The following is a 13,027-nucleotide window of genomic DNA, read 5'->3' on the forward strand; positions in this document are numbered from 1 at the left end:
CTGTCGGCGACGCGGTCACAATGGCCCGAACCCGATAATTGCCGGTGAAAGAAGGCCGTGCCATGCTGATCGATTTTTTCTACACCTTGCGCGCCGCGAAACTACCGGTGTCCGTCAAGGAATTCCTCACCCTGCTGGAAGCGCTGCAGGCCGACGTGGTCGGCCCGCGCCAGCCCGAAGCCTGCTCGATCGACGACTTCTACTACCTGGCCCGCACCGCGCTGGTCAAGGACGAGAAGCACTTCGACAAGTTCGACCGCGCCTTTGCCGCCTACTTCAAGGGCGTCGAGCAGATCGCCGACTTCCGCAAGGAAGTGCCGGCCGAATGGCTGCGCCAGCTGCTCGAAAAAGAGCTGACGCCCGAGCAGAAAGCCGCGATCGAGAAGATGGGCTGGGACGAGCTGATGGAGACGCTCAAGAAGCGCCTCGAAGAACAGAAAGAGCGCCACGAGGGCGGCAACAAGTGGATCGGCACCGGCGGCACCAGCCCGTTCGGCCACGGCGGCTACAACCCGCAGGGCATCCGCATCGGTGGCAAGGGCGGCAACAAGAGTGCCGTGAAGGTGTGGGACCAGCGCGCCTACAAGGACTACGACGATTCGCAAGAGCTCGGCACGCGCAATATCAAGGTCGCGCTGCGCCGCCTGCGCAAGTTCGCGCGCACCGGCAGCAACTTCGAGCTGGACTTGCCCGACACCATCCGCAGCACCGCCGCCAACGCCGGCTGGCTGGACATCAAGATGGTGCCCGAGCGCCACAACGCCGTGAAGGTGCTGCTGCTCATGGACGTGGGCGGCACCATGGACGAACACATCCAGCGCGTCGAAGAACTGTTTTCAGCCGTGAAGGCCGAGCTCAAGCACCTGGAGTTCTATTACTTCCACAACTGCGTCTACGACTTCATGTGGAAGAACAACCGCCGCCGCTTTGCCGAGAAATTCCCCACGTGGGACATCATCCGCAAGTACAACAAGGACTACAAACTCATCTTCGTGGGCGACGCGACGATGAGCCCCTACGAGATCCTTCAGCCCGGCGGCAGCGTCGAATACAACAACGAGGAACCCGGCGCTGAATGGCTGCAACGCCTGACGCACGCCTTCCCCAAGTTCGTGTGGATCAACCCCGAACCGCAAGGGGTCTGGCAATACCGCCAGAGCATCGCCATCGTCCAGCAATTGATGGGCAACCGCATGTTTCCGCTGACCCTCAAGGGGCTGGAAGATGCCATACGAATGCTATCTAAGTAATAGCTTCCTGCGCAATACTGGCCTGCGGTGCAGACCATTTATTTCGTTTTTTTGACACTTTCGTTTCAGCGCATTGCTAGTAGTTTTCCCAGTGCGACGCAGGCCGCGCTGGGAACGATCCCAGCTGTTGCTGCGCCGATCACCCTGCTCCAATCCCCCTGAAGGGCCCGCCGGTTCGGCGGCGTCCACTTCACCGAGTGAAGGAGCAAACGATGGGATTCAACATCGGTCAGGTCGTGAACACCGGGCGCCAGTGGCTGGGCGATGCCGTGGACAAGGTGGACGAGGTCAAGAACCAGGTTGGTTCGGCGATCGACGGCGCAGTGCATGAGGGTGAAAAGCAGCTGGACCAGTTTCGCCACGGCATGGTGGACTTTGGTCAGCAGCACGGTGGTGTCGTCGGCGGCGCGCTGGCTCAGCTGGTCTCCAATCAGATCGGCCAGTCGGAAGGCGCCCTGCTGGCGGTCTACGACATGGGCAAAGGCGTGGTCCAACTGGCGGACGGTGTCAACAAGGTCACCAGCCCGCTGGAATGGGCAGTGCATGGCGACCGCAACCTGAAACGCCTGGAAACCGCCGCCGCCGCCGGCACGGCACTGAACAACCTGGGCAATCCCGCCATCTGGATCACCAACCCGCAGGCCAACCTGAACACCGGAAAGGCGCTGTGGGACGGCGTGACGCAGGGCTACCAGGACGCGGCGAAGGACGGTGACTATTCCAAGTTCGCCGGTCGCCTGGTGGTGGACGTGGGCAGCATGTTCATCGGCGTGGGCGAGGCCAACGCCGGGATCAAGGGCGCGCAGGGCGCGGGCGCCGTCGCCAAGCTGGGCGAAGGAACGAGTGTCATCGCCAAGGCGGGCGAAGGCGCCAGCACGGTCGCCAAACTGGGTGAAGGCGCAGGGGCGGTGGCCAAGACCGGTGAAGCCGCCACCGCGGCGAAGGCCGCCGACGGCGTTGCCGACGCCGGCAAGGTCGCAGACGGCGCTGCATCCACCAAAGCTGCCGAAGGCGCGGCGACCGCGAAAGGCATTGCGAGCGGCCCGCTGCGCCATGCCGACGGTACGCTGAATCTCGACAACGCTGCCGCGCGCTATGCCGAGGTCATCCAGACCAACAAACCCTGGAAATGGCGCGAGGAGTTTCCGGGCAAGTTCACCAACGCCGAGCGGGCGCAGATCAAGGCCGAGGCCGTCAAGCAAGGGCTGATCCCCGAAGTGCCGATGAAGCCGAACACCCCGTTCGCCGACTTCGAAAAGGCCGGCGTGGTGCAGAAGGTAGATCACCTGCCTGAAGAACTGTGGCTGGGCACCGACCGCGCCCAGTTCGAGTGGCTGGACGCCCGCATCCCAGGTGGACGCCCTGCCGGTACCACCTGGCACCACACCGAGATTGACGGACGCATGGAGCTGGTGCCCTTCGGCATCCATAATGCGACCAACCACAAGGGCGGCCGCTCGCCCGGCATGTGGGCCCACGCACCGCGCTGATGCCGCGCCACCCAGGAAAGACCCGCCATGATTGACTGCGTTGCGGACAGCGCGCTGCCGCCCCCTTCCGAAGCCCATGTGGCAGAGGTGCAGGCGTACTACGAAGTGAAGTTCCCCGCCGACTACCTGCGCCTGCTGGCGCAGTCCAATGGCTGCGAACCCACGCGCAAGTACTTCGATTTGGACGGGAACGAGCGCGTGGTGGAGCGGTTTCTGCCGATGATCGAAGACGCCAAGGCGGATGAGCACAACGGCTGGGCCGATGTCGAGGTGGTGGCTTCCCAGCTCGACGTTCGGCTGGCCACCGACCCGGATGCGCAGAACATCGACCTGATCCCCATCGCGGCGTTGTTCGCGGGCGATTTCGTGGTGCTGGACTACCGCGCCAACCGCGCCATCCCTACTGTGGGCGTCTGGAACCACGAGGCATCAACCGACTTCGCCCCGGTGGTGCAGACCGTCGCCCCGACGGTGACCGAATTCCTCGGCATGCTGCGCGCCGATTGACGGCATGACGACTACCTTTCGGTCGGCGTCTCAACATACTGGCGTGACCTGCGGGGGCGTCGAAGCCTGACACCAAAAGCGCGCCACCGCCCGGCATCGTTTGCCGACGCTCGGCTTTAGCTATAAAAAGAGAAGCTTCCCGCGCTTTACCCGCGCCGCCGATCCGCCATTTCATGGCCCATGGCGCGCTGATCCGGTGCGTCGAGCAGCGCCCGCGCGGCCGGATAAACCACCTCTTCTTCCAGGGGAATGTGGCGTTCGTAGGCCCGCACGAATTCGGCGGCCACCGTGCGCTCCTCATCGGTGAATGGCGCTGCGTCGGTGCCATCCCGCCAGCGCAGCAGGGCCGGGCGTAGGCGCTCCCACATCGCGTGCATCAGCACGTGGTCGGCCTGCAGCGTGCTGACCGCCTCGCGCACGCGCGCGTCTGGGTGGTCGCGCAAGGCGGGGAAAACGTGGCGCTCTTCGTCCTCGTGATGGTGCGGGCCAGCCAGATCGAAGTAGCGCAGCACGTCGGTGGCGGCGCTGCGGGCGTCGGCGTCGCAGCCATGCTGGTCGACGTGCTGGATCAGGCGCTGCAGCAGGTCCAGACTGCGCTGGACGCGCTCATGGCACGCTTCCAGCATCTCGAAAGGCTCATCAAACCCCACGCCGGGCGAAGCAAAGCCCGGAAAGGCAACCGTTGTCTCGTTCATCTGCGAATTGTGTCGTCGTCGGGGGATCGCCGCCCCGTCAACTGCGCAAAGGTTTAACCAGATCAAGCTTTTGGCTGTAACAAAAGGTCGCCGCTCGGAGGCGTGTGGGGCTCGGTTTCGACAAACTCACCCACTACACTTGGCCGGGTGATGAAGTCTGGACACGCGTTACGGCGGTTTCGCAACCCGGTGCCCTGGATGCTGGCGCTGGTGCTCGCACTGCCGGGCTGCGCCCTGTTGCGCGATGAGTCGGCCGCCGAGAAAGCTGCGGAGGCACCCAACAGCACGCCTGGCGCCGTGACCGAAAGCGGCGTGGTGGGCGCGGCCGGTGATACCCCGGCCGTGACCGCGTTCGACATCCGCGTCGAGACCGATGACGAAGACCTGAAAAAGCTGGTCGAGCGCCACAACGAACTGCAGCGCTACCGCGCCGTGCCCGATCTGGACGAAGCGGAGTTCGCGCGCCTGATGGCGGTGACCGAAAGCGACGTGCGCAACCTGCTGGGCACCGAGGGTTACTTCAACCCGCAGATCAAGGTGCGCCGCGAAGACAAGCCTGGCGCCAAGCCGGTGGTGGTGATCGCCATCACCCCCGGCGAAGCGGCCACGGTCCAGCGCGTCAACATCGAGTTCGAGGGGGACATCGCCCAGTCCACCGACGCGGACGCCGTCCACCAGCGCGAGACCATCCTGGACGAGTGGGGCCTGCCTGAAGGCCGGCGCTTCACGCAAAGCCGCTGGTCCAGTGCCAAGACGGGCGCGCTGCGCCACCTCGTCGAGCGGCGCTACCCGCGCGGGCGCATCAGCTACAGCCTGGCCGACGTCAGCGCGGCCGAGTCGCAGGCCAAGCTCGGCGTGCGGCTGGACTCGGGCCCGCTGTTCCGCCTGGGGCCCGCCACCGTGCGCGGCGCCAAGCGCTACCCGCCCGAGCTGGCCGAGCGCCTGTCCTGGCTCAAGCCCGGCGACATCTACGACCAGAAGAAGCTGGTCGACGCGCAGCAGCGGCTGGCCGGCAGCGGCTACTACGACTCGGCCTACATCAGCATCGACCCCGAAGGCGAGCCCGGTGCGGTGCCCGTCACCTACTCCGTGCGCGAAGCCAAGCGCCACAAGATTCAGTTGGGCGTGGGCTACAGCACCGACGCCGGCCCGCGCGTGACGCTGGAGCACCGCGACAACCAGGCGCTGGGCACCAGCTGGCGCGCCGACACCAAGCTCAACCTGAACCTCAAGACCCCGCTGATCCAGACCGAATGGACCTCGCTGCCGCGCGCCAGCGGCTGGCGCTGGGCGGCGCTGGCGCGCTACATGCGGCAGGACGATGGCGCGCTCAACACCACCTCGCAGACGCTGCGCGTGGGCACGGTGAAGACCGAGGAGAAGTACGACCGCAACTTCTACCTGCAGTTTGACCACGCCAGCGTGACCGGCTCGGGCAGCCGCGTGATTCCCGCCGCGCTGCTGGGCGACGGCGCAGCCGTCAGCGCCAATTACGCCTGGACCGGCCGCTATTTCGACACCCTGCCCGTGCCGTCCAGCGGCTATGGCCTGTCGGGCGAAGTGGGTGCGGGCGTCACCACCGCCGGACAGCACAAGCCGTTCATGCGCCTGTACGGGCGCTGGCTGGGCATCCGCCCGCTCGGCAACGGCAGCAGCCGCCTCGTGCTGCGCACCGAAGCCGGCGCGGTGCTGGCATCCAAGCAGGCGCGCCTGCCCTCCACCTACCTGTTTCGCACCGGGGGCGACACCACGGTGCGCGGCTACGGCTACCGGCGCATCGGCATCGACTACGGCGACGACCTGATCGGCCCGGGCCGCTACATGGCCGTGGGCAGCGTCGAGTGGCAGCGCCCGATCCTGCAGGACCGCTTTCCCGGTCTGCTGGAGCACACGCTGTTCATCGATGTGGGCAGCGTCGCCAACGAGACGCGCAATCTGAAGGCGCACTGGGGCGTGGGCACCGGCATTCGCCTGATCACACCCGTCGGCCCGATGGAGCTGGACCTGGCCTATGGCCTGAAGACCAAGTCGATCCGCCTGCACATGACGGTGGGGTTCGTCTTCTGATGACCGAGGGCACGCCTGCCGAGGCGACGTCGGCGACCACAGACGCTATCAATTCAGAAGCTGCCTGCGCTGATGGCTCTAGGGCTGCAGGCCAAAATCATTCAAAAGCACCGCCGCCACGCCGCCGCGGGCCGCTGCGCTGGCTGCTGTGGGCCGCGCTGGCGCTGCTCTTGCTGCTGGCACTGGCACTGGGCGGCGTGTGGATCTGGGCGGGCAGTGAAGGCTCGCTGGCCACCGCGCTGCGCCTGGCCGGCGCGCAACAACCCCTGGTCACCGACGAAGTCACCGGCACGGTGCGCGGCGGCGGCAAGGTGCGCCGCCTGGTGTGGGACAAGGCCGGTTTGCGCGTCGAAGTGCACGACGCCGAACTGCTGTGGACGCCCGCCGCGCTGCTGCGCCGCACGCTGCAGATCGACCAGCTGTCGGCCAGCCGCATCGTCGTGGACGACCAGCGGCCCAAAGGCGAGCCCTCGGCGGGGCCGCCCGCGTCGCTGGCGCTGCCGCTGAACATCGAGGTCAAGGCCTTGCGCGCGGGCGAGTTGCGCTGGGCCGGGCCGCCGCCCTACGCGCTGTCCGACATCGCCGGCCGCTTTGCCTACGACGGCAAGGCGCACGCGCTGGACCTGGACAGCGCCCACATCGAAGGCGGGCAGTACCGCGCCCGCGCCCGCATCACCGCCCACGCGCCGGTCTCGCTCGACGTGGCCCTGGCCGGCGCGCTGACGGCCCCCGTTCCCGGCGCCGAAGCGCCCGTGCCGCTGACGCTGCAGGCCACGCTGGCCGGTCCGCTGACCGAGATGCGCGCGCAAGCCGACCTGCAGGCCGCGCCCGCGGCGCCGGGCGCCTCGGCCCCCGCCATCCCGGCATTGCCAGCGCCCGCCGGGTCAGCCACTTCGAGCGCCAGCGCGCCCGCTCCGGCCGCGTCGGCGCCCGCCGCACCGCCTGCTGGCGCGGCGTCGGGCGCCAGCCCCAGCGAAATCCCTGAAGCCCACGCCACCGCGCGCCTCACGCCCTGGGGCGCGCAGCCGCTGCCGGAGGCCCACGCGCGCGTCCGTGCGCTCGACCTTGGCGCCATCTGGGCGCAGGCACCACAAACCCACCTGACCGGCACCGTCGACGTGCGCCCGATCGACGGCGCGGCCAAGGACGCGGCCGGCTGGGTGGTCGACGCCGACCTGGTCAACCGTGGCGCCGGGCCGTGGGACCAGCGCCGCCTGCCGCTCGACCGCCTGCTGGCCGACCTCAGCTGGCAGGGCGGCGTGGCCACCGTGCGCTCGCTCAAGGCCGAGCTGGGCGGCGGCACGGTCGAATCCACCGGCCGTTGGGCGCAGCCGCCGGCCACACCGGCCAGTGCCGCGGCCGCCCCCTCTTCCGGCGCTTCGGCCACCCCGGCGCCCGGTGCCAGCGCACCCGCCAGCACCGCTTCGGTCCCCGCCACCACGACAGCAGCCGCCGGTCGCTGGTCGCTCGACACACGCATCCAGGGCGTCAACCCGGCCGCGCTGCACAGCCAGCTGGCGGCCTTCCCCATCGACGGCACGGCCACCGTGGCCGGCGAAGGTGAGGCGGTCGACTTCGACATTGCGCTGCAGGCGCGCCCCGCGCGCGCCACCGCCCCGTCGCGGCGCGGCGAATCGGCGTCCGAAGCGCTGGCGCGCGATTTGCGCGCTGTGCGCCTGCGCGACGCCCAGGCCAAGGGCCGCTGGGTCGACGGCCTGCTGGCGCTCAGCCAGCTGCGGGTGCGCACCGACGATGCCGAACTGGCCGGCAGCGCGCAGGTGCGCCCCGGCGCGGTCGACCAATTGGGCGGCCAGGCCGACCTGCGCCTGACCGCGCCCGGCGCCGCGGTGCAGGTCAAGGGCGAACTGCAACCCACCAGCGGCGCCGGCACGCTGCAGGCGCAACTGCAGGACGCCGCCCGCGCGCTGGCCTGGGCGCAGAAACTGCCCGGCGCCAACCAGGCGCTGGCCGGCGCGCACGCCAAGGGCAGCGCCCGGCTGGACGGCAGTTGGCGCGGCGGCTGGCGCGACCCAACGGTGCAGGCGCAGCTGACCGCACCGTCGCTCGACTGGACGCCGCCCTCGACGAAATCCGCTGCAACGGCCACGCCGATCCAGCTACGCGCGGTCGACGCGCAACTCAAGGGCAAGCTCGCGCAGGCCGATCTGACGCTGCAAGGCCAGGTGATGCAGGGCGAACGCCAGCTGGACCTGCGCCTGGCGGCCAGCGGCGGGCGCACCACGCCCAACGCCAGCCTGGCCGCGTCCAGCTGGCGCTCGCAGGTGTCGCGCCTGCAGGCCAGCGTGCGCGACCCTGCGTTGGGCGAAGGCGCCTGGCAGGCCGCCACGACCGCGCCCGTGCCACTCAGCTGGTCACCCGCGCAGGGTGGCCAGTTCGAAGCGGGTGCGGGCGAACTCACCCTGACCTCGCCCGCGCCCGCATCGCAGGCGCGCGTCGCGTGGGGCCCGGCGCGCTGGCGCGGCGGCGAGCTGACCACGACCGGCCGCATCACGGGCCTGCCCTTGCAGTGGGTCGAACGCTTCGCCGGCAGCGAGATGCAGGCCGCGGGCGTGACCGGCAACGTCATCTTCAATGGCGACTGGGACGCCGCCTTGGGCCGCACGCTGCGCGTCACCGCCAACCTGGCGCGCGCCAGCGGCGACATCAGCATCCTGACCACCGACGGCGCCACCGGCGTGCAATCGCGCGTGGCCGCCGGCCTGCGCGACGCACGCCTGACGCTCACCAGCCAGGGGCAAGCACTGCAGTTGCGCCTGCTGTGGGACAGCGAACGCGCGGGCACCGTCAACGGCCAAGTGCGCACCGAGCTGTCGACGCAGCGCGGCGCCGAAGGTCAGACGCAGTGGTCGTGGCCCGAATCGGCGCCGCTGCAGGGCGAGTTGAAGGCGCGCCTGCCGCAGATCTCGGCCTGGTCGGTGCTGGCGCCGCCCGGCTGGCGCCTGCGCGGCGCGCTGGCGGCGGATGCGCGCATCGGCGGCACCCGCGGCAACCCGCTGGTCAATGGCACGCTGAACGCCGACGACGTCGCGCTGCGTTCGGTCGTCGATGGCCTGCAGTTTGAAGGCGGTCGCCTGCGCGCGCGGCTGGACGGCACGCGCCTGGTGATCGACGAATTCCTGCTGCGCGGCGCGGGCGAGCAAGGCAGCGGCGGCCTGCTGCGCGCCACGGGTCAGGCGGGCCTGGTCGATGGGCGGCCGCAGGCCAGCCTGCGCGCCACGCTGGAAAAGCTGCGCGCCAGCATCCGCGCCGACCGGCAGGTCACCGTCTCGGGCAACGTGCAGGCTGCGCTGGACGGCAAGGCCATCAGCGCCGATGGCCAGTTGCGCGTGGACCAGGCGCGCATCGTGCTGCCCGACGAGAACCGGCCGTCGCTGGGCGACGACGTCATCGTGCGCGGCGCCGACGGCAAGGTGATGTACGGCAAGGAAGCGCCCGGCGCCGTGGCGCGGCCCACCAGCGCCGCAGGGCAGCAGGTGGCCCAGCGCCAGGCCCGCAGCGACGCGGCGCGCCAACGCAGCGAGGCCAAGGCGGCCGAAGGCAGCACCGAACCGCTGACGGCCAAGGTCAACGTGCAGATCGACCTGGGCGACGACTTCAGCCTGAAGGGCATGGGCATCGACACCCGGCTGGCTGGCCGGCTGACGCTGGCCGCCAATGGCCCGTTGACGCAAATGCCCACGCTGAACGGCCGCGTGCGCACCGTGGGCGGTACCTTCCGCGCCTACGGCCAGTTCCTGACGATCCAGCGCGGCTTCGTGGTCTTCAGCGGCCAGATCGACAACCCGACGCTGGACATCGTCGCTCTGCGGCCCAACTACACCAGCGACCAGCGCGTGGGCGTGCAGGTCATGGGCAGCGCGCTGCTGCCGCGCGTGCGCCTGTATTCCGAACCCGCTTTGCCCGACAACCAAACGCTGGCCTGGCTGCTGCTGGGCCGCGCCGCGCCGAATTCGGGTGCGGAAGCCGCCATGCTGCAATCGGCCGCGCTGGCGCTGCTGGGCGGGCGCGAAGGACGGGGTCTGGCCGCCAACTTCGGCCTCGACGAGCTGAGCTTCTCGGGCGGCGGAGACGGTGCCATCGACAGCGCCAGCGTGACGCTGGGCAAGCGCCTCTCCGACAAGCTGTACGCCGCGTACGAGCACAGCCTGGCCGGTGCCAGCGGCACGCTGATGATCTTCTACGAGCTGTCGCGCCGCTGGACGCTGCGCGGGCAGGCCGGGGAGAACTCGGCGGTCGACCTGATCTACCGGCTGAGCTTCGACTGAGCGGCGCGGGGTCCGTTCGGAGGTGGCCCGCAACCTACGATTAAAGCAAGGTGGACTGCTGCCGGTTTCGTGGACACCGGCCTAAGCTTTTAGAGCTTTCTCGAACTCTATCGGACTGACGTAGCCGAGCGTCGAATGGCGACGCGTCGAGTTGTAGAACCGTTCGATGTAGTCGAACACGTCAGCACGAGCCTGCTGCCTGGAGCGATACACCTTTCTGGCCGTGCGCTCGATCTTCAATGAACTGAAGAAGCTCTCCATCGCCGAGTTGTCCCAGACCTCGCCCGCGCGGCTCATGCTGCAGGTGATGCCTTGCTCCTTGAGCAGTTGCTGGAAGTGCTCGCTGGTGTACTGGCTGCCCTGGTCCGAGTGATGCAGCAACGCCACCGGCTTGCCCCGGCGCCACACGGCCATCATCAACGCATCGGCCACGAGTTGCGAGGTCATGCTGTCCTGCATCGACCAGCCAACGATGCGACGCGAGTGCAGATCCAGCACCGCAGCGGCATACAACCAGCCCTCGGCCGTCCAGATGTAGGTGAGTCGGCCACCCACTTCTGGTTGGGCGCGTCGGCCTGGAACTGACGGTCCAACACGTTGTCGGCGATGGCGCTGCGCTGGCCTCGGTCCTGCGGCAAGCCTCGACGTCGTGGCCTCGCGCGCAGGGCCTGTTCTCGCATGAGCCGTTCAATGCGATGCAATCCGCATCGTTGACCCAGTGCCAGCACGTCATGCCACACGCGCCGGGGGCCATAGGTGCGGTCACTGCCCAGAAAGCTCTGACGCACCTGGCTGCCAAGCACCTCGTCTTGCAGGCTGCGTTGGCTTTGAGGCCTGCTGAGCCACGCATAAAAGCCACTTCGCGAGACACCGAGCGCCTCGCAAATCAAATTGACCGGCCAGGCCCCTCGGTGTTTCGCCACGAAGCCGAACTTCACATCGACTCCTTGGCAAAGTAGGCCGCAGCTTTCTTCAAGATGTCGCGCTCCATCTTGAGCTTAACGACTTCCTTGCGCAGCCGGGCTATTTCAGCGTCCTGGACCGCCTGCTTGCCATGGCCCGGGAAGGCCAACTGAGGCGCCTCACGCAACTCGCGAACCCACTTGCGCAACACGTTCTCGTGCACGTCCAGGTCCTTGCACGCACGCCGCTGTCGACCTCGACACGCTTGACCCATTCATGCAGCGTTTGCGGCACGCAGCCAATCTTGGGGGCAATGGATTCAATGGCGGCCCACAACGATGGGTACTCATCACGGTGCTCCTGCACCATCCTCACGCCCGCTCACGGACCTCGGGCGAGAACTTGTTCGACTTGCTCATGGCTCAATCCTCTCAGAGTGTTGAGCCTCCGCGAATCCCGGGGCGATTCAGTTTTCTCGGCCAGCCCAGCGATACTTGAGCCGCCACCACTTTCCGCCTGACGGTGCGACCTCCAGATAAAGACCCTCGCCGTCGAACAGCTTGCGAGCCTTCTCGCTGGGCTTGGCGGCGCGAATTGCGGTATCCGTGAGGGGCATGGGGGCAACTCCGAGGGGTTCGGGGGCAACAGGCAGGAATGTTGCCCCCATTATTGCCCGGTTGCCCCCGCTCTTTGGCGGACGCTGGCGACCGCAAAAACGCGGTTTCCCCAAGAGAAATCCGCCAGACCCGGTTGACTACGGATGCTGGCGGATGAAGTAATGGTCGGCGTGGCGGGATTCGAACTCGCGACCCCTTGCACCCCATGCAAGTGCGCTACCAGGCTGCGCTACACGCCGACAAGCCTTGCATTATAGCGTGACAGAATGCCCCGTTTCGGGCGCAGTCAGCATTTCTCGAATCTCAAGCAGTTCTCGCACCACGAGGTCCAATCGGGCTGCTGGAGCGGCGTTCGCGTCATTTGACGAGGATTCGTCGAGTTGTGGCTCACCGTCCACCGAGAACGGATCTACCGGCGTCGTCGCACCTGCCGGCTCGCCCGTCGGCACGCCTGGCCGGCCGCGCAGGGCGGCATCCAACTCTTGCAGTCTCGTACGCGCGCCGCTGATGGTGAATCCCTGGTCGTAGAGCAATTCTCGGATCCGCCGGATCATCAGCACTTCGTGGTGCTGGTAGTAGCGCCGGTTACCGCGCCGCTTCATGGGGCGCAGTTGGGTGAACTCCTGTTCCCAGTACCGCAGGACGTGAGGTTTCACGCCGCACAGATCACCCACCTCACCAATGGTGAAGTAGCGCTTGGCAGGGATGGGAGGCAGTGAGGATTCCATGAACCGGGTTCGGCGCGAGCAGCGGTGGAGATTAGCCGATGTTGCCCTGATCAGCTACATAGCAATCCACATGCGCTGGCGCGGCAACAACCGACAGCAGTTGCCGGCAATGCGTCACACGCTGTGATCAGGACGCGTCGTCCTGCAGCATTTCCTTGAGCTTCTGGCTGGGATGAAAGGTCACGACGCGCCGCGCAGCAATCGGAATGAGCTCACCGGTGCGCGGATTGCGGCCCGGCCGGGGGGCTTTCACGCGCATCTGAAAGTTGCCGAAGCCCGACAGTTTGACGTCGTCACCAGCCACCAGGCACGCGCCGATCAGATCATAGAATGCGTCCACCATGTCCTTGGATTCGCGCTTGTTCAAGCCGATCTGTTCGTAGAGCATGTCGGCCAATTGCGCCTTGGTCAGCGCCGTCGTCTCCAGGCTGTCCACCGCCAGTGCCAGCATGTCGTCTGCGTTTTCTGCCATCGCTCTCTCCTC

8 protein-coding genes, 1 tRNA gene and 3 pseudogenes are annotated in these 13,027 nt (G+C 67.7%); 5 read left to right on the forward strand and 7 right to left on the reverse strand.

What is annotated here, in order from left to right; genetic code table 11:
- The first annotated feature begins 62 nt into the window (after nt 1-62).
- The 3 genes from FVQ98_RS10295 to FVQ98_RS10305 all read left to right on the forward strand — a co-directional run bounded on the left by FVQ98_RS10295 (nt 63) and on the right by FVQ98_RS10305 (nt 3,247).
- Entirely contained in the window at nt 63-1,250 is a 1,188-nt protein-coding gene (locus tag FVQ98_RS10295; protein ID WP_147913345.1) for a vWA domain-containing protein, read from the forward strand.
- Nucleotides 1,251-1,462: 212 nt separating this feature from the next.
- A complete protein-coding gene (locus tag FVQ98_RS10300) occupies nt 1,463-2,740 on the forward strand; it encodes an HNH endonuclease signature motif containing protein (RefSeq protein ID WP_147913346.1) in 1,278 nt (425 codons plus the stop codon).
- A gap of 27 nt (nt 2,741-2,767) precedes the next feature.
- The gene (locus FVQ98_RS10305) at nt 2,768-3,247 is read left to right on the forward strand and encodes an SMI1/KNR4 family protein (protein ID WP_147913347.1); all 480 of its coding nucleotides are present in this window, start codon (nt 2,768-2,770) and stop codon (nt 3,245-3,247) included.
- 146 nt (nt 3,248-3,393) lie between these two features.
- Here FVQ98_RS10305 and FVQ98_RS10310 read toward each other — a convergent pair whose 3' ends face one another.
- Nucleotides 3,394-3,942: a hemerythrin domain-containing protein gene (locus FVQ98_RS10310; protein WP_147913348.1), complete on the reverse strand. Its 549-nt coding sequence runs from the start codon at nt 3,940-3,942 to the stop codon at nt 3,394-3,396.
- A 150-nt stretch (nt 3,943-4,092) separates the two neighbouring features.
- Here FVQ98_RS10310 and FVQ98_RS10315 point away from each other — a divergent pair, with 150 nt between their 5' ends.
- A complete protein-coding gene (locus FVQ98_RS10315; RefSeq protein ID WP_147913349.1) occupies nt 4,093-6,009 on the forward strand; it encodes an autotransporter assembly complex protein TamA in 1,917 nt (638 codons plus the stop codon).
- Complete coding sequence (locus FVQ98_RS10320) at nt 6,009-10,295, forward strand: translocation/assembly module TamB domain-containing protein (protein WP_147913350.1); 4,287 nt, start codon at nt 6,009-6,011, stop codon at nt 10,293-10,295. The genes FVQ98_RS10315 and FVQ98_RS10320 overlap by 1 nt, the downstream gene beginning before the upstream one ends.
- An 81-nt stretch (nt 10,296-10,376) precedes the next feature.
- Here FVQ98_RS10320 and FVQ98_RS10325 read toward each other — a convergent pair.
- The 6 genes and pseudogenes from FVQ98_RS10325 to FVQ98_RS10345 all read right to left on the reverse strand — a co-directional run.
- A pseudogene (locus FVQ98_RS10325) lies at nt 10,377-11,442 on the reverse strand (IS3 family transposase); the annotation flags it as partial.
- Nucleotides 11,436-11,617 (reverse strand): annotated as a pseudogene (locus FVQ98_RS20405) (IS3 family transposase); the annotation flags it as partial. The pseudogenes FVQ98_RS20405 and FVQ98_RS10325, both read right to left, overlap by 7 nt.
- A gap of 53 nt (nt 11,618-11,670) precedes the next feature.
- Nucleotides 11,671-11,814 (reverse strand): annotated as a pseudogene (locus FVQ98_RS10330) (Arm DNA-binding domain-containing protein); the annotation flags it as partial.
- Nucleotides 11,815-11,977: 163 nt separating this feature from the next.
- A tRNA-Pro gene (locus tag FVQ98_RS10335) sits at nt 11,978-12,054 on the reverse strand.
- A gap of 12 nt (nt 12,055-12,066) precedes the next feature.
- Nucleotides 12,067-12,543: a MerR family transcriptional regulator gene (locus FVQ98_RS10340; RefSeq protein ID WP_147913351.1), complete on the reverse strand. Its 477-nt coding sequence runs from the start codon at nt 12,541-12,543 to the stop codon at nt 12,067-12,069.
- 127 nt (nt 12,544-12,670) lie between these two features.
- Entirely contained in the window at nt 12,671-13,015 is a 345-nt protein-coding gene (locus FVQ98_RS10345) for an integration host factor subunit alpha (RefSeq protein ID WP_255507729.1), read from the reverse strand.
- Nucleotides 13,016-13,027 lie beyond the last annotated feature (12 nt).

Source organism: Ottowia flava, assembly GCF_008017535.1.
Taxonomy (GTDB): Bacteria; Pseudomonadota; Gammaproteobacteria; order Burkholderiales; family Burkholderiaceae_C; genus Ottowia; species Ottowia flava.

What these genes read in the sequence shown, in the direction of transcription:
- FVQ98_RS10295 (WP_147913345.1), top strand. Translation starts at nt 63, where the DNA reads ATGCTGATCGATTTTTTCTACACCTTGCGCGCCGCGAAACTACCGGTG.
- FVQ98_RS10300 (WP_147913346.1), top strand. Translation starts at nt 1,463, where the DNA reads ATGGGATTCAACATCGGTCAGGTCGTGAACACCGGGCGCCAGTGGCTG.
- FVQ98_RS10305 (WP_147913347.1), top strand. Translation starts at nt 2,768, where the DNA reads ATGATTGACTGCGTTGCGGACAGCGCGCTGCCGCCCCCTTCCGAAGCC.
- FVQ98_RS10310 (WP_147913348.1), bottom strand. Translation starts at nt 3,942, where the DNA reads ATGAACGAGACAACGGTTGCCTTTCCGGGCTTTGCTTCGCCCGGCGTG.
- FVQ98_RS10315 (WP_147913349.1), top strand. Translation starts at nt 4,093, where the DNA reads ATGAAGTCTGGACACGCGTTACGGCGGTTTCGCAACCCGGTGCCCTGG.
- FVQ98_RS10320 (WP_147913350.1), top strand. Translation starts at nt 6,009, where the DNA reads ATGACCGAGGGCACGCCTGCCGAGGCGACGTCGGCGACCACAGACGCT.
- FVQ98_RS10340 (WP_147913351.1), bottom strand. Translation starts at nt 12,543, where the DNA reads ATGGAATCCTCACTGCCTCCCATCCCTGCCAAGCGCTACTTCACCATT.
- FVQ98_RS10345 (WP_255507729.1), bottom strand. Translation starts at nt 13,015, where the DNA reads ATGGCAGAAAACGCAGACGACATGCTGGCACTGGCGGTGGACAGCCTG.